General features: G+C 72.8%; 18 protein-coding genes. 2 read left to right on the forward strand and 16 right to left on the reverse strand.

Annotated features, from left to right (window positions below):
• Positions 1-2 precede the first annotated feature (2 nt).
• From ACIRF8_RS04065 to ACIRF8_RS04115, 11 genes are all read right to left on the reverse strand, one after another.
• Positions 3-2657, reverse strand: coding sequence for a tetratricopeptide repeat protein (locus ACIRF8_RS04065; RefSeq protein ID WP_404210593.1), 2655 nt, complete (start codon positions 2655-2657; stop codon positions 3-5).
• Between the two features lie 2 nt (positions 2658-2659).
• Complete coding sequence (locus tag ACIRF8_RS04070; RefSeq protein ID WP_404210595.1) at positions 2660-3982, reverse strand: hypothetical protein; 1323 nt, start codon at positions 3980-3982, stop codon at positions 2660-2662.
• A gap of 53 nt (positions 3983-4035) precedes the next feature.
• A complete protein-coding gene (locus ACIRF8_RS04075) occupies positions 4036-5079 on the reverse strand; it encodes a glutamate ABC transporter substrate-binding protein (RefSeq protein WP_404210597.1) in 1044 nt (347 codons plus the stop codon).
• A 14-nt stretch (positions 5080-5093) separates the two neighbouring features.
• Positions 5094-6563, reverse strand: a complete 1470-nt coding sequence (locus ACIRF8_RS04080; protein ID WP_404210599.1) for a hypothetical protein — start codon at positions 6561-6563, stop codon at positions 5094-5096.
• Positions 6564-6703: 140 nt separating this feature from the next.
• Positions 6704-7684: an N-acetylglucosamine kinase gene (locus tag ACIRF8_RS04085; protein ID WP_404210601.1), complete on the reverse strand. Its 981-nt coding sequence runs from the start codon at positions 7682-7684 to the stop codon at positions 6704-6706.
• Positions 7675-8940 carry a 6-phospho-beta-glucosidase gene (locus ACIRF8_RS04090; RefSeq protein WP_404210603.1) on the reverse strand — a complete coding sequence of 422 codons (1266 nt, stop codon included), beginning with the start codon at positions 8938-8940 and terminating at the stop codon, positions 7675-7677. Before ACIRF8_RS04090 ends, ACIRF8_RS04085 begins: the two co-directional genes overlap by 10 nt.
• Before the next feature lie 16 nt (positions 8941-8956).
• Complete coding sequence (locus ACIRF8_RS04095; RefSeq protein ID WP_404210605.1) at positions 8957-9877, reverse strand: carbohydrate ABC transporter permease; 921 nt, start codon at positions 9875-9877, stop codon at positions 8957-8959.
• Positions 9878-9880: 3 nt separating this feature from the next.
• Entirely contained in the window at positions 9881-10816 is a 936-nt protein-coding gene (locus ACIRF8_RS04100) for a carbohydrate ABC transporter permease (RefSeq protein ID WP_404210607.1), read from the reverse strand.
• A gap of 10 nt (positions 10817-10826) precedes the next feature.
• A complete protein-coding gene (locus ACIRF8_RS04105) occupies positions 10827-12164 on the reverse strand; it encodes an ABC transporter substrate-binding protein (protein ID WP_404210609.1) in 1338 nt (445 codons plus the stop codon).
• A 60-nt stretch (positions 12165-12224) separates the two neighbouring features.
• Complete coding sequence (locus ACIRF8_RS04110) at positions 12225-13400, reverse strand: ROK family protein (RefSeq protein ID WP_404210611.1); 1176 nt, start codon at positions 13398-13400, stop codon at positions 12225-12227.
• A gap of 143 nt (positions 13401-13543) precedes the next feature.
• On the reverse strand, positions 13544-13972 hold the full coding sequence (locus ACIRF8_RS04115; protein WP_404210613.1) for a VOC family protein: 429 nt from the start codon (positions 13970-13972) through the stop codon (positions 13544-13546).
• Between the two features lie 57 nt (positions 13973-14029).
• Between ACIRF8_RS04115 and ACIRF8_RS04120 the strand changes: the two genes are divergently transcribed.
• Positions 14030-14569: a putative immunity protein gene (locus ACIRF8_RS04120; protein WP_404210615.1), complete on the forward strand. Its 540-nt coding sequence runs from the start codon at positions 14030-14032 to the stop codon at positions 14567-14569.
• Positions 14570-14629: 60 nt separating this feature from the next.
• Here the strand turns inward: ACIRF8_RS04120 and ACIRF8_RS04125 are convergent, their stop codons facing one another.
• Complete coding sequence (locus ACIRF8_RS04125) at positions 14630-15166, reverse strand: HNH endonuclease (RefSeq protein WP_324769927.1); 537 nt, start codon at positions 15164-15166, stop codon at positions 14630-14632.
• Between the two features lie 275 nt (positions 15167-15441).
• Between ACIRF8_RS04125 and ACIRF8_RS04130 the strand changes: the two genes are divergently transcribed.
• Positions 15442-16518 carry a mechanosensitive ion channel family protein gene (locus tag ACIRF8_RS04130; protein WP_404210617.1) on the forward strand — a complete coding sequence of 359 codons (1077 nt, stop codon included), beginning with the start codon at positions 15442-15444 and terminating at the stop codon, positions 16516-16518.
• Between the two features lie 33 nt (positions 16519-16551).
• Here the strand turns inward: ACIRF8_RS04130 and ACIRF8_RS04135 are convergent, their stop codons facing one another.
• From ACIRF8_RS04135 to ACIRF8_RS04150, 4 genes are all read right to left on the reverse strand, one after another.
• Complete coding sequence (locus ACIRF8_RS04135) at positions 16552-17904, reverse strand: FtsX-like permease family protein (RefSeq protein ID WP_404210619.1); 1353 nt, start codon at positions 17902-17904, stop codon at positions 16552-16554.
• A complete protein-coding gene (locus ACIRF8_RS04140; RefSeq protein ID WP_404210621.1) occupies positions 17901-18611 on the reverse strand; it encodes an ABC transporter ATP-binding protein in 711 nt (236 codons plus the stop codon). The genes ACIRF8_RS04135 and ACIRF8_RS04140 overlap by 4 nt, the downstream gene beginning before the upstream one ends.
• Positions 18608-19150, reverse strand: a complete 543-nt coding sequence (locus tag ACIRF8_RS04145; protein ID WP_404210623.1) for a PadR family transcriptional regulator — start codon at positions 19148-19150, stop codon at positions 18608-18610. The genes ACIRF8_RS04140 and ACIRF8_RS04145 overlap by 4 nt, the downstream gene beginning before the upstream one ends.
• An 85-nt stretch (positions 19151-19235) precedes the next feature.
• A complete protein-coding gene (locus ACIRF8_RS04150) occupies positions 19236-22214 on the reverse strand; it encodes a beta-N-acetylglucosaminidase domain-containing protein (protein ID WP_404210625.1) in 2979 nt (992 codons plus the stop codon).
• Positions 22215-22510 lie beyond the last annotated feature (296 nt).

The raw sequence follows: 22510 nt of genomic DNA on the forward strand, positions 1-22510 counted from the left end.
ACTCACACCCACGTCCGGGGGCGGTAGCGGTTGGCCCGCTCCACCAGTTCGATCCTCTCCTCGCCGCGCTGAGCGAGCCTGGCAAGTGTCCGGTACGAGCGCTCCAGGCCGAGACGCAGTCCGCGCTCGTCCAGTTCGTTGCCGAGCACCACCACGCGCCCGGGGCCCTGCGGCTGTCCGGAACCCTGCCTACCGGAGAGTACCCAGTCCAGCGCCGTACCGAGGACCTCGGTCGACAACTGCTCGCGGCGCACCGCGTCGAGGCCGAACGAGTCCAGCGCCTCGACCTGGACGGCCGCGGCGGTCAGATCGTGCAGCAGCGGGTCGCCGTTGACACCTTCGGTCATACGTCCCCGCAGGCGCGCCCGCACCGCGGCGACCCGGGCCGCCGTGTAGTGGATCGACGACTCGGGGACCGACTCCAGGGTGCGCACCGCGCCGCCCCGGTCCCCGGCCACGAGCTGCACCCGCGCCAGACCGAAGGCGGCACTCACATAACTCGGGTCGGTGGACCACACCAGGCGGTAGTACTCCGCCGCGTTGTCCACCTGCCCGAGGACCTCCGCGCACACGCCGAGCGCGAGCTTCGGCGCGGGCTCGCCCGGGAACGCGTCGTAGATCGCGTCGAACGACAGCGCCGCGTTCTCGTGATCGCCCGTCGCGAGCGCCGCCACCCCCCGGTACCAGACCACCCGCCAGTCGTCCGGGTGGTCGGCCTCCAGAGCCGCCAAGCCCCGTACGGCATCGTCCAGTTCGCCCATCTCCAGACGGGCCCGCAGTTCGCGCAGGCGCAACTCCAGGGAGGCGGCGGGCGCGGCGTGCAGCGCGGAGATCAGCTCGGCGGGCGCGGACGCGATCAGGGCCGCGAGGAACCCGGCGTTCGGGTCGGCCGGGTCCACCCGGGGGACCGGCAGCGCCAACGCGGTGGCCGGCGCCTGGAGCTGCTTGACCAGGGCCGAAGGGGACGGCGGCAGGGCCGGCAGCGGCGGCGCGGCGAGCGCCGACGCCTTCTGGCGCACGCGCACGGGGATCACCCGCGCCCCCAGGTGCGAGACCTCGCCCCGCTGCCGGGCGAACAACTCCGTGTCGGTGACCTTGACCTCGGGCCCGAACAGCGTCGACAGGGCGGGGCGCGGCCGGTTCGTCTGGAGCGCCACCACCTCGCGCAGCACCCCGGTCAACTGCTCGGTCATCTCCTGCGCGGAGGCGAACCGGCGGGCCGGGTCCGGGTCGGTGGCGCGGACGAGCAGCCGGTAGAACGACTCGTAGCGCCGGAACACCTCGATGTGGTCGGGGTCCGGCAGCGAGTCCACGAAGACGTTCGTGTAGCCCTGGAAGTCGAAGGTGAGGACCGCGAGGGTGCGGGCGACCGTGTACAGGTCGGAGGCGATGGACGGGCCGATCTCGGCGACCTCGGGCGCCTGGTAGCCCACCGTGCCGTAGATCGCCGACTCGTCGTCGTCCATCCGCCGGACCGCGCCCATGTCGATGAGCTTGAGCTGGTCCTCGGTCTGGATCGCGTTGTCGACCTTGAAGTCGCAGTACAACAGGTTGCGGCTGTGCAGATGGCCGAGGGCCTCAAGCGCCTCGATGCCGTACGCGCACGCCTGTTCCACCGGCAGCGGGTCCCGCCTGCCGTCGGCCGTGCGCCGCTCGTTGGCGATCTCCTTCAGCGACTTGCCGCCGACGTACTCCATGACGATGTAGCCGTCCATGGAGCCGGTGCGCTGGTCGAGGTGCTCGACGAAGTTGTAGATGCGGACGATGTTGGAGTGCTCGATCTCCGCGAGGAAGCGCCGCTCCGAGATCGCCGCCGCCATCGCGTCCTGGTCGCCGGTGTCGAGCAGCCCCTTGAGGACCACCCAGCGGTCGGAGACGGCCCGGTCGACGGCGAGATAGACCCAGCCGAGCCCGCCGTGCGCGAGGCAGCCCACCACCTCGTACTGGCCGTGCACGACGTCACCGGGGCCCAGCTTCGGCACGAACGAGTACGGGTGGCCGCACTTCGTGCAGAACCCCTCCGTGCGGCCCGGCCGCCCGCCGCGGGCCCGGCCCACCGGCGCCCCGCAGTCCGAGCGCGAGCAGAATCGCTTCCGCTCGGGGACCTCCGGGTTGTCCTGCACCATCACGCGCGGATCGGGACGCGGCACGTCAGGGACGCGCACCAGGCCCGCGCCGAGCCGCGCCCGCCCCGAACCGGTCGCCGACGACCCCGAGCTGCGCACCGACACCGACCGGGACGTCGCACCGCCCGACAGCGAACGCGACAGCCGCCCCGACACCGACCGGCGCGACTGCGAGGACCGCGACGACGTACGCGCCGACCGCGCCGAGCCCCGCGAACCCGACGCCGCGCTCTGCGAACCGCGCGAACCGCCCGCCGCGATCCCCGTGGGCGGCGACGACACCATGCCGGTCGGCGACACCACCGGGGCGAGACCGCAGGTGTCGCAGTACAGCTCGCCGTCCCCGACATCCTCGTAGGAGCCCCCGCAGCCGGGCCGCTGGCATGCCGGGGACGCGGCCCCGGACGGCGCGGGGGCGCTCACCGCGGCGCCGTCCGGCTTCAGCCCGCACGTGTCGCAGTACAGCTCGCCCGCGACGTCCTCGTACGCGCCCGGACAACCGGGCCGCGTGCACTTCTGCGTCTCGGCCATGGCTACGACTCCCCCCTCCGGTCGGTGGGCGCGGCCCGCTCCGGCCCGCCCGCCGACAACACCTCGGCGGCGGCCCGCTGATAGCGCAGCACCGCCTCCTCCGCCACCCGCAGGTCGCAGGGCGCGCTCCACAGCATGCGGCGCGCCGCGTCGTACCGCTCCACGAGGAAAGGATCCTCCGCGAAACCGAGCCGCGCGACCTTCGCCTTGTACGCGTCGAGCCGCCCGCGCAGCTCCGCGCGGACGGCCAGCGGCGCCGTCACGGCCGTCAACGACTCGCGGGCGCGCAGCAGTTCGTCCTCGGCCTTCTCCTCCAGCGATTCGAGGAGCGGCGACAGCCGGTGCCACTGGCCGTGCCTGCGGTACTCGGCGGCCTTCGCCAACTGCTCCTGGAGGGCGATCGAGGGACCGGACACCGCCGGCACCTCCGACGCGGCGATCTTCGCCAGGACCTCGCCGCGCGCCGATCTGGCCTCGGCGAGCGTACGGTCCGCGCGCGACAGCACGTCCCGCAGCCGGCCGAGCCGCGCCTCCGCGTCCTGCCGCACGGTGAGCACGGCCTCGATCTCGCGCCGCACCTCCTCCAGGGCGCGCGCCTGCCGGTCGTACGCCGTCGTGTCGGGGCGCCCGCCGCCCGGGGCCGAACTGCCCGGCGCCTTCTGCCAGTACGTGAGCGGGTCCGACACCACCTGTTCCCGCAGCCGGGCCAGCGCGGCGGTGATCCGCTCCAGGTCGTCCCCGGCCGGGTGTTCCCCGGGCCGTACGCCCACGGAGTGCGCGAGCTTGCGGGTGCGGCCCAGCTCGGCGGCGAGCAGATCTATCCGGGCGGGCAGCGCCGACCACACCGCGTCCGCGGCCACGACCATGTCGAGCGACGACGCGTACAGGTCGTTCATCCGCTCCACCAGCGCGGCCAGCGTGAAGCGCTCGGACAGCTTCGCCGGGCCGGTGAGCGTCGGCGACGCCGGACCCTGCCCCGCCGCCGAGGCGACCGTGACGGACTCACCGCGCAGCAGCTCCGTCAACTGCGCGAGGTCGTCCCGGTTCGGCCACTTGCGGCGGGCCCGCACCTCGCGGGCCTGGCGCAGCGCGTCCGCGTACGCGTCGAAGTACGTCCACAACAGCGTGATCGACTGCTCGGCGGAGGCCCAGCGGTCCCGGGTCGCCCCGGTGAGCTGCGCGCCCTCCAGCAGGCGTCGTCCGGCGTGGTCCTGGAGCGCGAGCAGCGACGTCTCGATCGCCTCGTGCTCCGCGCCGAGCCGGGCCAGGGCACGGTCCACCTCGTCCCGGTCCATCACCGGACCAGGGGGTCCCGCGGTGCCCATCGATCACCTCTCGCTTCGTTCGGATCCCACGACCGGCCGGACGGCCAGGGGTGTCACTTGTACTTGGGGGCCGGCGGGCCCTCCGACGGGCCGAGGGCCGGCTTCAGCCAGTGGTCGTAGGACTTCTGCCAGCCGCCGTCCGGCCTGCGGTAGTCCTCCAGGACCTGGTTGACCCGGCGCACCAGCTCGTCCGAGCCCTTCTTCATGGCGACGCCGTAGAACTCCTTGGTGAACGGCTCGCCCTTGAGCTCCACCGTCGGGTCCTGCGCGGCCTGGCTCGCCGCGAGCGCGCCGTCGGTGACCACCGCGTCGACCTCGCCGAGCTGGAGGCGCACCAGGCAGTCGAGCTGGTTGGGGACGGTCGTGGAGATGTCCGTGTCGGCCGGGATCTCGCGGTCGATCCTGCCCTGCTTCAGCGCCGCCTCGGCCGTCGAACCGGCCGCCGAGCAGACGCGCTTGCCGCCGAGCGAGTCGTCGAACCCGTCGATCTTCGACGCCTTCGGGGCGAGGACCTGCTGGCCGGTCTGGAAGTACGCGGTCGAGAAATCGACGTCGTCGAGGCGTTCACAACTGATGGTCATGGTGCGGACCACCATGTCGACCTGGCCGCGCTGGATCGCGGGGATGCGCTGGTTGGTGGGGATGGCCTTGAAGCGGATCTTGTCCGGGCTGCCCAGGATCTCCTTCGCGATCTCGTGCGCGAGATCGATGTCGAAGCCCTCCAACTCGGCTGACCTGTCCGTGTTGTTGGGGTCGCGGTAGCCCCACCGGTAACTGTTCTGGTCGACACCGACCGACACGTAGCCGCGGTCCTTGATGGCCTGCACCGCGCCGCCGGCGGCACTGCCGGACCGGCTCACGCTGCGCTCGGGCTCCTTGCCCTCCACGCCGGGAGCGCAGTCGTCCGCGCTGGCCTGCACCCCGGCCGTCAGTGCGCCGCCCCCGACGCCGCCCGCGCGCGCGTCGCCACCGCCGCCGCCGCGCTGCGACAGGGGGAGCAGCAGCGCGAACACGACCGTCAGGGCGCAGGCGACCGCCATCGCCGCGACGCCGCCCCAGCCGCGCAGACTCACCGCGCGGGCACCTCGCTCTTCCATCGCCGCACCCCCTCTCACCGGTACTCCGACAGCCTGCGCCCGATGCCGAGCACCGCGCCGGCCGCCGCGAGGACCGCCAGCAGCGCCGCGCCGACGGGCAGCCCGGTCATCGCGTCGCGCCCGTCGCCCGCGTCGGCGCTGAACTGACGCTGCTCGTGCGCGAGCGCCTTGTCGAGATTCTGGTCCACCAGATCGAAGCACTCACCCGTCGGCTTGTCCTGCTTCGAACCGATGATCTTGTCGAGGGCACGCTGGTAGTTGCCCCCCTCGTCCTCCGCGCGAGCGGCCGTGTGGCGCTTGAGCCATTCCTTCATGCCGGAGTTCGCCCCGTCCACCGGGGTGCGCCCCGCGCCGTCGTCGGCCAGCGCGTCCGCCGCCGTCAGCTTCTTCGCCAGCAGGTCCATCTGCCTCTGGAAGTCGACGTCGTACTTGTCCTTGGGCACGCCCTTGACGGTCGTCGTCTCGGCGCCGCGGCTGACCAGCGTCAGGTTCTCGTTCCCCCGCGCCTTCAGGGAGGCGATGCTCGCGTCGTGCAGCACGTTCAGCGAGCGGACACCGCCGTCGTACGAGGCGTCGAGGCCGCTGCGCGCGACCGTGTGCCCCACGACGAGCCAGAGCAGGACGACGACGGAGGCGGCGGTGGCGGCGAGCATCCCGTGGTTGAACACCCGGTTCGTCAGGCGGTAGTTGCGGCGCTGGGCCCAGACCAGGGCGGCGATGGCGAGCACGCCGCAGGCGAGGGCGATCCACGGGTAGGGCGTCGCCGCGTCGTAGTCGTCGCGCAGCCGCTCGTTCTCGTTCGTGTAGAGATTCTCCGCCTCGGGGAGCATCTCGGTCTGCATCTTCTCGTTCGCGTACCGCAGGTAGGCGCCGCCCAGCGGGAAACCCTGCCGGTTGTTGGCGCGGGCCCGCTCGATCAGGCCCTTGTACTGCGGCAGCAACGTGTTGAGCTTGGCGATCGTCCTGGCCGAGTCGGTGCCCGGGTCGGTGCTGGCGGCGGCGGTCACCAGCTTGTCGGCTGCGGTACGGATGTCCTTCTCGTACCGGTCGCGGACCGCGGCGGGCTCCTGGCCCCCCGCCAGGAAGCCGCTGGACGCCGTGGTGTTGGCGTCGGCGAGCGAGCGGTAGATGTCGGCGGCGTCGGCGCTCAGCGGCTGGCTGGAGTGCAGCACGTCGTCGGCCGCGGCGGAACGGTCCGTCATCTGCCAGGCCGTCGTCGCGCCGAACGCGACGACCAGCAGGGCCAGCACGGCGCCGATGATGCGCAGCCGGCCCGGCTCGGTGGTGGCCGCCGAACGCAGCCGGTCCACGCCCTCGGCCCACGCGGTGCGGCGGGCGGGCGCGGGCACGGGCGGGGGCACGGGGGTGTGCGGGGGCGCGGCGGGTGCCGCGCCCCGCGCCTGCTGCGGCGGCACGCTCGGCCTCGTCGGCGGCGCGACGGGCCGCCCCGGCGGCGCCGCGCTCCCGCTTGGCGGGTGTGTCACTCGCCCCTCCCCCATGGTCGTACGTCGGCCGCAAGTATCGCTGCCACGACGGACATCCGCACAGCCATTGACTCGATCTTGTTTGCGAGCCCTGTCCCTGAACACGTACCGGGGGTGCGTTCGGTTCCCTGACGACGGTGTCAGCCCGCGTAGTGCCCCCGCACTCTCGCATGGACCTCGGGGGGAGCGCCGGTCGCGTCCAGGCCGAGGAGCGCGGCCCCGAGCACCGGCCGCTCGGACACCACCCGGACCACGGCCTTCGGGGCCCGCTCGGCCAGCGACTCCCGGATCCTGGTGTCCAGTTGCGGGTGCTGGGCGGCGAGCACGCTGCCGCCGAGCAGCACCGGCACCTCCTCGTCCAGCAGATCGAGCCGGCGCAGGGCGACCGTGGACATGGCCACGACCTCGTCCGCCATCCGGTCGACCAGCGCACGGGCCACCGGGTCGCCGTCCGCCGCCGTCGCGAAGAGGACGGGCGCGCACTCGTGGCGCCGGGCCGCGGGGATCCGGCCCAGGTGCAGCGCCTCGATCAGCGCGTACATGGAGGAGAGCCCGAAGTGGCCGGGGAGCGTCCGCATCAGCGCCGTGTCCGCGCCGCGGCCGTCCTCCGCCCGCGCCGCGTGCCACAGCGCCTCCTCCGCCAGGCCCCCGCCGCCGCCCCAGTCACCGGAGATCCGGCCGATCGCGGGGAAGCGGGCGGTGCGGCCGTCGGGGAGCATGCCCGCACAGTTGATGCCCGCGCCGCACACCACGGCGACACCGCGCGGCTCCGCGTCCTCGAACAGGCCCGCCCGCAGCACGGCGAACGTGTCGTTGCGTACGTCCACGCTCGCCCGCGTCGACCAGCCGCGGGCGCGTACGGCCCGCGCCAACTCCGCCTCCTCCACCGGGAAATCGGCGTTGGCCAGGCACGCCGAGACGTGCCCGACCGAGTCGACGCCCGCCTGCGCGAACGCCTGGCCGACCGCGTCCGCCAGGACGTCCACGGCCGCCTCCACCCCCACCACGGGAGGCTGGAACCCGCCGCCGCGGGCCGTGCCGACGACGGAGCCGTCGGCCGCGACCACCGCGACATCGGTCTTGCTGTTCCCCGCGTCGACGGCAAGGACGGTCATGCCCACGCGAGGTGCTCCCGGTTGTGCGCGATCAGTCGGTCGGTGAGCTGCTCGGCGTACTCGTACTGGCCGATCAGGGGGTGGGACAGGAGCGCCTTGAAGACGCGGTCGCGGCCACCGCGCAGCGCCGCGTCGAGGGCCAGGTCCTCGTAGGCGCTCACGTGGGCGACGAGGCCCGCGTACAGCGGGTCGAGCGACGGCACCGGCAGCGGGCGGGCGCCCTTGCCGTCCACCGTCGCCTGCACCTCGATGACCGCGTCGTCGGGGAGGAAGGGCAGCGTGCCGTTGTTGTACGTGTTGACGACCTGGTGGGGCGATCCGCCGCCGCCGAGCAGCGACGCCGCGAGGTCCACGGCCGCCTCGCTGTAGAAGGCGCCGCCGCGCTTGGCCAGCAGCGCCGGCTTCTCGTCGAGCGCGGGGTCGCCGTACATGGCCAGCAACTCCTTCTCCATCTGCGCCACTTCGGCCGCGCGGGACGGCTTGGTGCGCAGCTCCCGTACGACGGCGTCGTGCTGGTAGTAGTAGCGCAGGTAGTACGAGGGCACGACGCCGAGGCGGTCGACGATCTCCCGCGGCATGTGCAGGTCCTCGGCGATCGCGTCGCCGTGCTCGGCGATCAGGCGCGGCAGCAGGTTCTCCCCGTCCGGGCCGCCGAGGCGGACGCCCCGCTCCCAGGTGAGGTGGTTGAGGCCGACGTGGTCCAGGTGGATCTGGTCAGGCCGCACGTCGAGGAGCGCGGCGAACTTGCGCTGGAAGCCGATGGCGACGTTGCACAGCCCGACGGCCTTGTGACCGGCCTGGAGCAGTGCGCGGGTGACGATGCCCACCGGGTTGGTGAAGTCGATGATCCAGGCGTTCGGGTTGGTGCGGCGTACGCGCTCGGCGATGTCGAGCACCACCGGGACCGTGCGCAGCGCCTTGGCGAGACCGCCGGCGCCGGTCGTCTCCTGGCCCACGCAGCCGCAGTCGAGGGGCCAGGTCTCGTCCTGCTCGCGGGCGGCCTGCCCGCCGACGCGCAGTTGCAGCAGCACCGCGTCGGCGTCGGCGACCCCCGCGTCCACGTCGGAGGTGGTGCGGATGGTGCCGGGGTGGCCCTGCTTGGCGAAGATCCGGCGGGCGAGGCCGCCGACCAGTTCGAGCCGGTCCGCGGCCGGGTCGACGAGGACCAGTTCCTCGATCGGCAGGGTGTCCCGCAACCGGGCGAAGCCGTCGATGAGTTCGGGTGTGTAGGTCGAGCCTCCGCCGACCACGGCGAGCTTCATTACCGAATAACCGTCCTTAACCTTTGACCCCGGTGAGGGTGACGCCTTCGACGAAGGCCTTCTGTGCGAAGAAGAAGACGATGCAGACCGGCGCCATCACGAGGAGCGTCGCGGCCATCGTCAGGTTCCAGTTGACGCTGTGCGCCGACTTGAAGGATTCGAGCCCGTAGCTGAGCGTCCAGGACGCCGGGTTCTGGGCGGCGTAGATCTGCGGCCCGAAGTAGTCGTTCCAGCAGTAGAAGAACTGGAACAGGGCGATCGCGGCGATGCCCGGCTTGGCCATCGGCACCACGATCCTCAGCAGTGTGCGCAGCTCGCCGCAGCCGTCGACCTTCGCCGACTCGATGTACTCCTTCGGGATCGTCAGCAGGAACTGACGCAGCAGGAAGATCGAGTACGCGTCGCCGAACGCCATCGGGATGATCAGCGGCCACAGCGTCCCCGCGAGGTGGAACTGCTGGGCCCAGACCAGGTACATCGGGATCACGATGACCTGCGGCGGCAGCATCATCGTCGAGATGACGAGCAGCATCGCCGTGCGCCGGCCGCGGAAGCGGAACTTGGCCAGCGCGTACGCCACCGGGATCGCCGAGCAGACCGTCAGCAGCGTCCCGAGGGCGGCGTAGAGGATCGAGTTCTTCCACCAGTCGAGGAAGCCGTCGGTCCGGAAGACGGCCGTGTAGTTCTCCCAGTGCCAGGAGTCCGGCCACAGATCGCCGCTCATCGCCTGGTCGTCGCTCATCACGGACGTCAGGAAGACGAAGACGAAGGGCAGGACGAACAGCAGGGCGACGGCTATCGCGATGCTGTGCACGGCGATCCAGTGCAGGATCTCCTTGCGCCGGGCGCGTCTGCGGGCGGGCGCTGAGGTGGTCGAGGGCGGGGTCGCGGACGCGGTGGGCGTCGGCTCCAGGTACGTAGAAGACGCTGTGGTCATGGGTCAGTCCTCCGCCGCGAGCAGGCCCGAGCGCTTGCGCATGAGCAGCATGGTCACGGCCATCGCGATGACGAAGAGAACGAGCGAGAGCACGCACGCCGCGCCGGTGTTGAAGTTCTGGAAGCCCATCGAGTAGACGAGCTGGGGGACCGTGAGGGTCGAGTGGTCGGGGTAGCCGGGCTGGATCACCGAGCCGGGGCCGATGGAGACTCCGGACGCGATCTTCCCCGCGACCAGGGCCTGCGTGTAGTACTGCATGGTCTGTACGACGCCGGTGACCACGGCGAACATCACGATCGGGGTGATCGACGGCCAGGTCACGTACCGGAACCGGCTCCAGGCGCCCGCGCCGTCGAGCTCCGCGGCCTCGTACTGCTCCTTCGGCACGTCGAGCAGCGCGGCCATGAAGATGACCATGAGGTCGCCGATGCCCCACAGCGACAGCAGGACGAGGGAGGGCTTGGCCCAGGCGGCGTCGTTGAACCAGTTGGGGCCGTCGATGCCGATGGCGCTCAGCACCTCGTTGACCGGCCCGGTCCCCGGGTTGAGGAGGAAGACGAAGGCCACGGTCGCGGCGACCGGCGGGGCGAGATAGGGCAGGTAGAAGGCGGTTCTGAAGAACCCGACACCGCTCTTGATCTTCGTGACGAGCAGCCCGAGGGAGAGACCGAAGACGACGCGGAGCGCCACCATGATCACGACGAGCCACAGGGTGTTCCACAGGGCGGGACCGAACAGCGGCATGTCCTGGAACACGTACTTCCAGTTCTGGAGCCCCACGAAGGTGGGCGCCTTGATCTGGTTGTAGTGCATGAACGAGAAGTAGACGGTGGCGAGCAGCGGGTACGCGAAGAAGACGCTGAACCCGATCAGCCACGGGGAGAGGAAGCCCAGCGTGCGCAGTCTGCGCCGCGCGGGGCGGGAGAGTGTGAGTGCCATGCGCGGGTCCTCAGTTCTGCGACTGGAGGGTGTCGGCGTCGATGAGCTTGTCGAGGCGCTGGAGCCCCTTCTTGAGGTTCGGGACCTTGCCCGCCTCCTCGGTGTACGAGAAGTCCATCAACTGGACGACGTACATGCCGCCGTTGGTCGAAGACGGCATCACCTGGCTGTACTTGTTCTTCGCGATGTCGAGGAACGTGCGGAACGTCGGATCGGCGTCCAGGTCTGGTGACGCGAGGGCCGCCTTGGTGGACGGCACGTTGTGGATGGCGTTGGCGAACTTCACGACCTGGTCGGTGTCGGCGGTCAGGAATCTGACCAGCTCCCAGGCGGCGTTCTGGTGCTTGCTGCTGTGCGCGATCCCGGCGACGGTGCCGGTCAGATAGCCGCGCCCGTACGTCTCCGCCTGGTCGTCGGGGACCGGCAGCGGAGCCACGCCCCAGTCGAAGTCGGCCTTCGCGTCGTTCAGCATCAGACCGCGCCACTCACCGTCGAGGTGCATCGCCAGCTTGCCCCTGAGGAAGGCGTTCTGGTTGGACATCTCGTCGCCGAAGGAGGTGCGGAACCGCTCCAGGGCGTTGTATCCGCCCTGCGCGTCCATCAGTTTCCCGGCCGTCTCGAAGAAGTCGTACGTCGCCGGGTCCTTCGCGAGCCGCGACGTCCCGTCCTGGTCGAAGTAGGTCGGGGCCCATTGGGCGAACAGCCGGTCGGGGCTGTTCTGGTAGAGCCGGAAGTTCGGCATGAACCCGACGCGCTTGTACGAGTTCCCGTCCCTGACGGTGAGCTTCTTGGCGTCGGCCACGAACTCGGACATGGTCTTCGGCGGGTGCGTGATGCCCGCTTCCTCGAAGGCGTCCTTGTTGTAGTACATGCCGAAGGCGTCGGCGAGCAGCGGCAGGGCGCACTGGTTGCCGTCGTAGCTCGTGTAGTCGAGGAGGGACTGCGGGAACACCTTCTTCTTGTCGAGCCCGGTCTTCCGCATGAACGGGTCGAGGTCGACCCACATGCCGGAGTCGCAGTACTGGCCGACATTGTTCGTGGTGAAGGACGAGACGACGTCGGGGGCCTCGTCGCCACCGGCGCGCAGGGCCTGGTTGACGGTCGCGTCGGACACGTTCCCGACGGACTTCACCTTGATGTTCGGGTGCAGTTTCTCGAACCGGTCGATCGAGTCGTCGATCGCCTTGACCTCGCCCTCGGCCGACCAGCCGTGCCAGAACGTGATGGTCACCGGCTTCGTCGGATCGTCGTCGGCGCTGCCGGTGCTCGGGTTGGCACAACCGGAGAGCAGCAGCCCGGCCGCGGCGAGCGCGACGGGGGCGCGCAGGGGTATACGCCATCGGGGCATGGCGAACGTCCTTTACGTGTACGGGGGAGGGAGGAGAGGGGACGGGGGAGGCGGGTGGGGTCAGGCGCCGCTGGTGTCGAAGACGGTGTCGCGGGCCTGGGTGAGGGCGGTGCGCAGGGCACCGGTGAGGATGGGGTCGCCGGTGAGTTCGCTGACGCGCAACTCGGGGCGTGGCAGGGCGAGTCCGGTGAGTTCGGCCTCCACCCGCGCGCGCAGGGCGTCGCCACCTGCCTTGGCCACCTGACCGGACAGGACGACGAGTTGGGGGTCGACGACGGCGACGACCGCGGCGAGCCCGGTGGCGAGCCGCCGGGCGACCTCGTCGAGGACGTCGTCCCGGGCGAGCGCCTCCGTCACGTCGCGTGCGCCTTCGGCGAGCGCGCGCACCGCGGGCGCGGCGACGAGGCTCTGGAACCCGCCGCCCGCGTCCGTGCGGGCGGCGACGGCGTCACCGCCGCGGGCCAGCGGGGCGCCGGGCAGCGGCATGTAGCCGATCTCGCCCGCGCCGCCGGTCGCGCCGCGCAGCAGTACGCCGCCGAGGACGATGGCGGCGCCGACGCCCTCGTCGACGTAGGCGAGCACGAAGTCGTCGTGGTCCTGGGCGGCGCCCTCGTACTGCTCGGCGACGGCGGCGAGGTTCACGTCGTTCTCGATGGAGACGGGGGTGCCGAGCACCTCGGTCAGCTCGCCCCGCAGGGTGCGGGAATGCCAGCCGGGCAGGTGCGGGGCATAGCGGAGCCGGCCGGTGCCCGGGTCGATGGCGCCGGGGGTGCCGATGACGGTGGCGGTCAGGTCGTCGTGGCCGAGGGCGGCTTCGCGCAGGGCGCCGTCGACGGCCTCGGTGACGAGCTGCGCCGTCCGGTTCCGCACGTCCTGTGCGACGGCCTCGGCCTCGATGCGGCACCGGCCGCGCTCGGTGCCGGTGATGTCGGCGACGACGGCGGTGATGCCGGTCGGGTCGGCGGACAGGGCGGCGACATGGGCCGCGGCGGGGCGGATCTCGTAGAGCACGGCGTTCGGTCCCGGCCGGCCGCTCTGGCTGCCGGTGGTCCGTACGAGCCCGGCGGCTTCGAGCCGCCCGAGGATCTGCGAGGTGGTCGGCTTGGAGAGGCCGGTGAGCTCGCCGATCCGGGTGCGGGTCAGCGGCCCGTGGGCGACGAGGAGGTCGAGCGCGGCGCGGTCGTTCATGGCGCGCAGCACGCTGGGGGTGCCGGGGGTGCCAGACGTTCCGGCCATGGGGGCTGCTCCTTGCGCCGCACTGTTAGGAAAGTTTCCTATCGGATGCGAGGAACGTAAGGCGGCGGTGAAGGGGGCGTCAATAGGGGAAGAGGCGCGGGCAACCAACTCGTTACGTCCGCGCCCCCGCTCACCCCCTTGCCTCAATCGATGCAGAACTCGTTGCCCTCGATGTCCAGCATCGGGATGCAGGAGTCCGTGCCGTCGTACAGCGTCTGCACGTGCACCGCGCCGAGCGGCTCCAGTCGCGCCCGCTCGGCCTCGAGGGCGGCGAGCCGCTCCTCCCCCGTGAGCCCGGTGCCGACCCGCACATCGAGGTGGACCCGGTTCTTCACGGCCTTGCCCTCCGGGACACGCTGGAAAAACAGCCGCGGTCCCTCACCGGTCGGATCGACACAGGCGAACCATGAGTCCCGCTCCTGCGGCGGCTGCGCCTCCTTGTACGCCTCCCAGGTGGCGAATCCCTGCGGAGGCGGGGGCACGACGTACCCCAGCACCTCGCACCAGAAGCGGGCGAGACGTTCGGGCTCCGCGCAGTCGAAGGTGACCTGGAACTTCTTGATCGACGTCATCGGATCACCATAGGGGCGGGTCCCGGCCGGTGAGACCCGACCGGGAAAAATGGGGCCATGGCAGCGGAGACGAGCCAGATCGTGCTGAGCAAGCAGGACCTCCGGGAGGTCACCGGGTTCGCCGTGGCCTGCGCCGAGACGGTGCTCGCCGTGTTCGAGGCGGACCGGCCGGACGACGTGCGACCCCGGGAGGCGATCGGCGCCGCACAGGCGTTCGCCCGGGGCGGTGAACGCGGCAAGGCGCTGCGTGACACCGCCTCGGCGGCCCTCAAAGCGGCCAAGGGCGCCGAGAGCGAGGCGGCGCGTGCGGCGGCGTGGGCGGCGATGTCCGCGGCCGGCGCCGCGTATCTGCACCCCCTGGCCAAGGCCACCCAGGTCAAGCACATCCTCGGCGCCGGGGCCCACGCGGCCAGAGCGGCGGAACTGGCCGCGGGCGACGATCGCGGCGTCGGCGCCGACCACCTCGACCGGGCGGCGCGCCGGGCGACGCCCGCCGTCGTGGACGTGCTCAGGCGGTTCCCGGCGGCGCCCGGCGGCGGTGGGCGCGTCGCCGAGCTGATCCGCGCCCTGGACACCGCCCTTCGCGCACGCGCCTGACCGTGGTCCGCGACAGGCGCGCCGAGCGGTGTCCAGAAACACGGAGACCCGGATCGAGTGTCAGGCGGAGACGCCCTCGATCCGGGCCAGTGCCTCGTCCGCGCCGAACGGCTGCAAATACGGCAGCCAGCGCGGATCCCGATGCCCGGTCCCGATGATGCGCCAGGCCAGACCCGACGGCGGAGCCGGTTTGTGACGCAGGCGCCAGCCGATCTCCACCAGGTGGCGGTCGGCCTTCGTGTGGTTGCAGCGGCGGCACGACGCCACCACGTTGTCCCAGGCGTGCAGACCCCCGCGGCTGCGCGGGATCACGTGGTCGACGCTGGTTGCGACGCCACCGCAGTACATGCACCGGCCGCCGTCACGGGCGAACAGCGCACGCCGGGTCAGAGGAACGGGGCCCCGGTAGGGGACCCTGACGAACCGCTTGAGCCGGACCACGCTGGGTGCGGGGACGGTACGTGTCGCGCTGTGCATGAAGGCGCCGGACTCCTCGAGGCACGTGGCCTTGTTCTCGAGGACGAGTACGAGCGCGCGGCGGAGCGGTACGACGCCGAGTGGCTCGTACGACGCGTTGAGGACCAGGACATGCGGCACGGATGCCTCCTTGTACGCCGGCGGCGCGTGGCTCGCGCCGGGACGATCTCGTTGCCAGTCTCCCCTCCGGGCTGGTCGTGGCGCCACCATCTCCACGTAACGGCCTTGGAGTGTTTTCGACCACACGTCCTTCCTCCCCAGGTGAGGACGGTCTCTCCCGCGAAGATGACAACGATCCACACACAATGCCCCGTTAGTGTGGTGGGTCTGCCCGCTGATGTTCCCGAGCCGTGTCCCGAGCGGCGGGCGGATGGCTACGCCTGGAGGTACCTGCCGTGATCTTGTCCGTCCTGTCGGCCACGGGAGCGAGCGGCTCATCGCCCGGCTCCCCGCAACCCACGCTCGAGGACGCCCAGGAACAGGCCGGACAGGCCGCGAGCTGGGTCGAGCAGAACTGGTCCACCTGGCTGGGCATAGGGCTGCGCGTCCTGCTGATCGTCGTCATCGCGTGTGTGCTGCGCGTCGCGATCCGCCGGACCATCACCAAGCTCATCGACCGCATGAACCGCACGGCCCAGGCCGTCGACGGCACCGCGCTCGGCGGGCTCCTCGTCAATGTGGAGCGGCGGCGCCAGCGTTCCCAGGCCATCGGTTCGGTCCTGCGCTCCGTCGCGTCCTTCCTGATCATGGGCACCGCCGCGCTGATGATCCTCGGCACGTTCGAGATCAACCTGGCGCCGCTGCTCGCCTCCGCCGGGGTCGCCGGTGTCGCGATCGGTTTCGGCGCCCGCAACCTCGTCACCGACTTCCTCTCCGGCGTCTTCATGATCCTGGAGGACCAGTACGGGGTCGGCGACACCATCGACGCGGGCGTCGCCTCCGGCGAGGTCATCGAGGTGGGCCTGCGCGTCACCAAGCTGCGCGGCGACAACGGCGAGATCTGGTACGTGCGCAACGGCGAGGTCAAGCGCATAGGCAACCTCTCCCAGGGCTGGGCCACCGCGGGCGTCGACGTCACCGTCCGCGCCGACGAGGACCTGGACCGGGTCAAGGCGGTGCTCAGTGAGGCCGGTGAGGCCATGAGCAAGGGCGAGCCGTGGAACGAGATGCTGTGGGGCCCCGTCGAGGTGCTCGGCCTCGACAGCGTGCTGCTCGACTCGATGGTGGTCCGCGTCACCGCCAAGACCATGCCCGGCAAGTCCCTGACCGTCGAGCGCGAACTGCGCTGGCGCATCAAGCGGGCCTTCGACGAGTCGGGCATCCGGATCGTCGGCGGCGCGCCCGTGCAGGTGGACGGCGAGAGCGCCCCGGACCCGACGGCGGGCATGGCGGCACCGTCCGCGTACGCCTCGACGACGTCACCGCAGTCCCTGGCCGCCTCACCCATACCGCCGGCGAACCTGTCCAAGTAGGCGAGGGGCCACCGGACGCCGCGGGGCCCGCCCTTAAGCGGTCCGCAGGGTCGCGGGCCCCACCGACCTGCGCAGCAGCGGCAGCGCGGTGGCGGCCGCCAGCAGGCAGGCCGCGTAGACGGCGACCGGCACGAGCAGCGGCAGCGCCCAGGGCAGCGCCTGCCCCGAGGCGACGGCGTACGCGGTGTGGATCGCGGTGCCGCCGAGCGTGGCGAGGACGAGCGCGGGCGCCAGCGGCAGCGCGGTCTCCAGGAGCAGCGCCCGCGTCAGGACCCGGCGCGGCACCCCGGCGGCGACCTGCGCGGCGAGCGCCCGGCGCCGGGTGGACAGGGACTCGGCGGTGCCCACGGCGAGCGCGGCCAGGCTGATCAGGAGGGCGATCAGGACGGCGGCCGAGGTGAGGTCGAGGCCGAAGGTGTAGTAGTCCCTCGGCGCGGCCGTGCGGCCCGTGTGCTCGATGGCGCGCAGGTCGTCGAGGAAGACCTGGCGGACGCCGACCAGGCCGACCCCGACGATCGTGACGAGGACGACCGCGGCATGGCTGCGGGCGCCCGCCCACGGGTCGTCCTGGAGCCGGGCGGCGGCGAGGAGCACCGCGGGGTCGTCGGTGCGGGCAGCGAGGCGTCGGCCGATCGCCCCGGCCGACGTACCGGCGACCGCGACGGCGCCCGCGCCGCTCAGCACGACCGCGCCGAGCACGGTCAGTGGCAGCCCCGCCGCCTCGGTGCGGGCGCCGCGGACCAGGAGCAGCGCGACGCCGAGGGCGACGACGAGTGCGGGCAACAGCAGCCCGGTCAGCATCCGGGGGCCGCGCCGCGGGCCCGCCCGGCGGACGTGCCCGAGCGGCGAGGCGATGACCCGGCGCAGGGCGACGGCGCTCACCAGCGAGGCGAGCACGGGGATCGCCAGGACGACGAGGGCGAGGCCGGGCCAGGCGAGGCCCGGCGGGGTCCAGCCGAGGACGGGCAGGGACGCGGCGAACACGGCGCACCCGGCGAGCGTTCCCGCCAGGCACGCGAGCCCCGCCTCCAGGGCCGCGATCCGCCGCACCTGCCGCGGTCCGGCACCCGCGAGGCGCAGGCCCGCGAGGCGGCGGTCGCGGTGGACCGCGCCGATCCGGGCGCACTGGGCGAGGAAGCCGAGCACCGGGACCAGCAGGAGCAGCAGCCCGGCGACGACACCGTGCCGGGTGCCGGGCTGGTCGAGGAGCCCGTGGCCGGACGAGAAGTGGTGCCGGCCCCGCACGGAGGCCAGCGCCACGGCCGCCGCGGCGAACCCGGTCGCCACGGCGGCGCCGAGGGCGGTGAGCGCCGCCCGGCGCCGCTCCAGCCGGTCCGCGCCACCGGTCAGCAGCCACGCGAGGCGCAGGTCGGAGACGACACTCATCGCGTCACCTCCGACGAGGGCAGCCCGGACGCGAAGGCCCCGGAGGTCTCCTGCGCCACCCCGTCCCGCAGGCTCACCTCCCGGTCCGCGTACGCCGCCACCTGCGCCTCGTGCGTCACCAGGACCACGGCTGTGTGCGTCTCGCGCACCGTGTGGACCAGGGACGTCAGGACCTGTTCGGTCGCCAGGGTGTCGAGCGCGCCGGTCGGTTCGTCGGCGAAGACGACCTTCGGCGCCGTCACCAACGCCCGTGCCAGCGCGACCCGTTGGGCCTGCCCGCCGCTCAGCTCGCCCGGCCGCAGCTCGCGCCTGCCGCGCATCCCGAACCGCTCCAGCCACGCGTCGGCCTCGTTGTGCGCCACCGCACGCGGGCGGCCCGCGAGCAGCAGCGGCAGGGCGACGTTGTCCAGGGCCGTCAGCTCCGGGATGAGCTGCCCGAACTGGAAGACGATGCCGAAGTCGGTGCGGCGCAGCGCGCTCAGCCGCTCCTCGTCGTAGCCGTCGAGCGGGGTGCCCGCGTACGTCACCGTGCCCGCGTCGGGGCGGACGATGCCGGCCAGGCAGTGCAGCAGCGTCGACTTGCCGCTGCCGCTCGCGCCGGTGACGGCGAGGATCTCGCCGGCGCGGACCGCGACGCTCGCGCCCCGGAGTGCGGGGGTGCTGCCGTACGACTTCGTGAGTCCTTCGGCGGCCAGGAGTGTGCTCATGCTGCGGTGACCTCCGCGGTCAGGGTGGCGAGCCGGGCCGCGGTGGTGGTCATCCAGCGCAGGTCGGCATCGAGGTGGGCGAGTGCGTAGTCGGCGGACAGGACCGTGGTCAGGTCGGCCTCCGGGTCGGTCTTCACCGCGGTCAGCTCCCGCATCCGGGCCATGTGCGCGGCGCGCTGGCTCAGCAGGAGGGCGGCGGGGTCCGCGCCTTCGCCGGCCAGCAGGATGGCGACGACGACCTTGGCGAAGATCTCGTTGGCGACGTGCGGCGCGGGCGGGACGATCTCCCCCGTCCAGCCGAGGAGTTCGTCCCTGCCGCGGTCCGTGGCGCGGTAGAGGGTGCGCTCGGGGCCGCCGTCGGAGTCGGTGCCCTCGACCTCCACGAGGCCGTCGCGGACCAGGCGTTGGAGCGTCGTGTAGACCTGCGCGTAGGCGAGGGGGCGGGCCTGTGGGAACCGTTCGTCGTGGCGTCGCTTGAGGTCGTAGCCGTGGCGCGGACCGGAAGCGAGCAACCCCAGCAGGACATGGCGGGTGCTCATGGCGCTCAGTATGTACTGCGTATATGTACTGAGTACATAGCTGGGCGGCCGGAGTTCGGAAGTGAGAGAGAGGATTCCGGTCGGCTCACTGTGCGACCGCGTACGCCTCCACCGACCACAGGGAGATCCCGAACTCCGTCGCCCGCCGGTCGCCGACGATGCGCAGGAACCGTACGTCCTTCGCGTCCATCCGCACCGCCTCGCGGCCCCCGTGCCCGTCCCTGACGGTCGCCGCCGTGCGCCAGCGGCGGCCGTCGGCGGAGGTCTGGACGCGGTAGCCGCTCGGGTACGCGTCCTGCCAGCGCAGCACCACCTGGCCGAGCCTGACCGGCTCCGCGAAGGCGACCTGCCACCACTCGCCGTCCTTCGCCGGGGACGACCAGCGGGTCCCCGGGTCCCCGTCGTTGGCGCCCGTCGCCGGGAAGTCCGGCGTCTCGTCCGCCGAGGAGGACGGCGTGCCGGAGCGGGCCAGATCGGGGCCCGCCGTGCGCGGATAGGCGCGGACCGACACCGTGCGGGTCTCGGCGCCGAAGGTCAGCGGGACCTCGTAGGTACCGGCCGGTGTCGTCGCGGGGACCGTGATCCGCACCGGCACGTCCACCGTGGTGCCGCGCGGCAGCGCGGACTCCTTCGGCACCTCGACCCGGATGCCGTGCGGCGCCTTCGCCGTGAGCCTGCCGCGGACCTCGGCCGGGCGCAGCGCGGTCAGGCGCGCGGTCACCTGCCGCGGCTCGCCGCCGATCTCCGCGTCGGCCTCCGTGCGGGTCAGCGACAGGGCGGCGGCGGGGGAGTCCGCGTACCAGGGGACGAGACGGCTGACGGCGTCCTCGGCCGTGCCGGTGACCCGTACCGCGTCCGCCCGTACGTTCCTCGCGGTCAGCTCCGTGAACCCGCCCTGCGCGAGCGGGCCGAGCCGCCGCCAGCCCTCGCCCGGCACATGCGCCTCGACCGCGCCCGCCGTGCCCGGCTCGGACAGGACGGAGACCGCCGACAGGGCCCGCGCGCGCGGCAGTTCGGCCCTCGCGCCGCTCGCCGCGTCCGCGCCGTCGGTGCCCGCCCAGGCCGCGAACGCCTTCTCGGCCCGCGACAGGAACGGGTCGAGGACGCCCTTGCCGACGGTGACCTCGCGCTTCCGCAACTCCCCGCGCAGCGCCGTGAGCCTGCGCGCCGCCGCCCACGCCGCCGTGCGGTCGCCGCGCGTCGCCGAGTCCAGCATGTCGACGGCCGCCTCGCCCGCCTCGCCGTACAGGCCCAGCTTCTCGCTCCAGGGCCGCACCTCGGACCCGAGCGTCGCGACGGTCGACCTGCCGAGCCCGTCGGGCGTGCGCCGCAGCACGGTGAACGCGTCCCGCAGCGCGGTCGCCGCCGCCTTGTTCCGGGTCGCGTCGGTCCCGGTGCGCGCCTGCCAGAACGCGGAGATCAACGGCCTGAGGTAGGCCGACTCCTCGCCGCCGAGGACGGAGGAGGCGTCGTTGCCCGCGAGGGCGCCGAGCGCGGCCCCCGCGGCCTCGTCACCGCCCGCCAGATCGGCGATCGCCGCCTTCCAGGACTCGCCCGGGCGGTAGTCCCGCGGGTTCCACGCGTAGTCCGCAGCGGTGAACAAGGGGATGCGGGAGGCCGCGGGCTGCTCCATCGCCGTGGCGAGGACCGCGGCCGAACCGGAGGCCACCGCGGGCTCGCGGCCGGTGTACGGGCCGAGAAAGATCCGGTCCTGGGCATAGTCGTTGACCGGGTAGTTGTCCATCGTGAGCAGCTTGTGCGCACTGCCCGAGGAGCCGAACGCGGCGCGGGCGCCCGCCAGTTCACCACCGGTGATGGTGCGCGGCACCACGCCGACACCGGTCCACGCCACCTGCACCGCGTCGTCCAGGCCGCGCGCGAGCGCCGTACGGTACGCGGTCCTCCCGTCCTGGTAGTACTCGGTCGGCATCAGCGACAGCGGCTCGGCGTCCGGGTGCCGCGCGGCGAGATGGCGCGCCACCGCGTTCGCGACCCGCGCCTGCGCCCGCGCCGCCGCCTTCGGCCCCGACCCGAACTCCCGCGCGTCGGCCGCGCAGTGCCACTCGCTGTACGACACGTCCTGGAACTGGAGCTGGAAGGCCCGCACCCCGAGCGCCCACATGGCGTCCAGCTTGCGGGTGAGCGCCCGCACGTCGTCTGCGGAGGACATGCACATCGCCTGCCCGGGCGCGACGGCCCAGGCGAGCGTGACGTGGTTGGCGCGGGCCCGTTCGGTGAGCGCGCGGAAGTCCGCGCGCTGCCGCGCCGGGTACGGCTCGCGCCAGCGCGCCTGCCGGTACGGGTCGTCCCCGGGAGCGTAGAGGTAGCGGTTCTGCTTGGTGCGGCCCATGAAGTCGAGCTGCGCGAGCCGCTCCGCGGTGGTCCACGGCGTCCCGTAGAACCCCTCGGTCAGTCCGCGCACGGCGGTACCCGGCCAGTCCCGCACGACGGCCCCGGCGACCGTCCGCCCCACGATCAGTTGCCGCAGCGTCTGCACGGCGTGGAAGAGACCGTCCTCGCCGACGCCCTCCATGGCGACGGTGGGCCGGCCCGCCGCGTGCCCCACGGCCAGGCGGTAACCGCCGGCGGGCAGGTCGCGGCGGGCGGCGGCGCCCAGCCCGCGCAGCGTCACGTCGAGCACGCCCGCGCCGCCGCTCCCCGGGCCGGTGCGGTGGTCCGCGGCGCCGGACCGGCTCGGGGGTGCCACGGAGCCGAGGCGCACCACGAGGCCGGGTCCTGACGGCACCGCCGCCTCGCTGTCGACCCGCCGGACCTCCCGCGCGCCCGCCGAACGCAGCAGGGACCGCAGCGTGTCCAGGGCCCGGGCGTCGGTGCCGGGCGGCGCCACGAGCACCACCTCGGCCGGGACCGGCACGCCGTGCGCCGACGCCTTCAGCGACTGGGGGCGCGGCCACACCGGGGGAATCCGCGACTCCGACACAGGCTCGCCCGCGGCCGGCCGGGGGAGCGGCGGCGCCGCCACCGCGCCCGTGGTCCCGCCCAGCGTCCCCGCGATGACGGCGACCGCGACGGCGACCGCCCCCTTCCTGCGCCGGAGCTGCACAACGACTCCTCGGTCGGTCGGTGGGCCCGCCTGGGCGGTGGCCCGAACGGTGCACGGTCGGTGGCCTGGAACGGTGAAGGCGCGGCGGCCCGGATGGTCGGGCGGAGGGTCGTGCCCCAGGCTGGTCACCGAGCCCACCACTGTCCGGTACGGAGTGTCAACGTCCGTGGCCGTTGTGCCGCAATTGCCCCGAGGGGAGCGGCGGGACGGCCGCAGGACTTCCGGTTTTCCGTGCCCCGCACACCTGTTCTTCCCGACGCCCCGCGGTGTGACCAGCGCCACGATGTCCGCCCGTT

The sequence above is a fragment of the Streptomyces sp. NPDC102406 genome, assembly GCF_044765725.1.
In the GTDB taxonomy this organism is placed as follows: Bacteria; Actinomycetota; Actinomycetes; order Streptomycetales; family Streptomycetaceae; genus Streptomyces.

Excerpts from the sequence above, each read along its gene's own strand:
- ACIRF8_RS04065 (WP_404210593.1), bottom strand. The coding sequence starts at position 2,657 with ATGGCCGAGACGCAGAAGTGCACGCGGCCCGGTTGTCCGGGCGCGTAC.
- ACIRF8_RS04070 (WP_404210595.1), bottom strand. The coding sequence starts at position 3,982 with ATGGGCACCGCGGGACCCCCTGGTCCGGTGATGGACCGGGACGAGGTG.
- ACIRF8_RS04075 (WP_404210597.1), bottom strand. The coding sequence starts at position 5,079 with ATGGAAGAGCGAGGTGCCCGCGCGGTGAGTCTGCGCGGCTGGGGCGGC.
- ACIRF8_RS04090 (WP_404210603.1), bottom strand. The coding sequence starts at position 8,940 with ATGAAGCTCGCCGTGGTCGGCGGAGGCTCGACCTACACACCCGAACTC.
- ACIRF8_RS04095 (WP_404210605.1), bottom strand. The coding sequence starts at position 9,877 with ATGACCACAGCGTCTTCTACGTACCTGGAGCCGACGCCCACCGCGTCC.
- ACIRF8_RS04100 (WP_404210607.1), bottom strand. The coding sequence starts at position 10,816 with ATGGCACTCACACTCTCCCGCCCCGCGCGGCGCAGACTGCGCACGCTG.
- ACIRF8_RS04105 (WP_404210609.1), bottom strand. The coding sequence starts at position 12,164 with ATGCCCCGATGGCGTATACCCCTGCGCGCCCCCGTCGCGCTCGCCGCG.
- ACIRF8_RS04110 (WP_404210611.1), bottom strand. The coding sequence starts at position 13,400 with ATGGCCGGAACGTCTGGCACCCCCGGCACCCCCAGCGTGCTGCGCGCC.
- ACIRF8_RS04115 (WP_404210613.1), bottom strand. The coding sequence starts at position 13,972 with ATGACGTCGATCAAGAAGTTCCAGGTCACCTTCGACTGCGCGGAGCCC.
- ACIRF8_RS04120 (WP_404210615.1), top strand. The coding sequence starts at position 14,030 with ATGGCAGCGGAGACGAGCCAGATCGTGCTGAGCAAGCAGGACCTCCGG.
- ACIRF8_RS04135 (WP_404210619.1), bottom strand. The coding sequence starts at position 17,904 with ATGAGTGTCGTCTCCGACCTGCGCCTCGCGTGGCTGCTGACCGGTGGC.
- ACIRF8_RS04140 (WP_404210621.1), bottom strand. The coding sequence starts at position 18,611 with ATGAGCACACTCCTGGCCGCCGAAGGACTCACGAAGTCGTACGGCAGC.
- ACIRF8_RS04145 (WP_404210623.1), bottom strand. The coding sequence starts at position 19,150 with ATGAGCACCCGCCATGTCCTGCTGGGGTTGCTCGCTTCCGGTCCGCGC.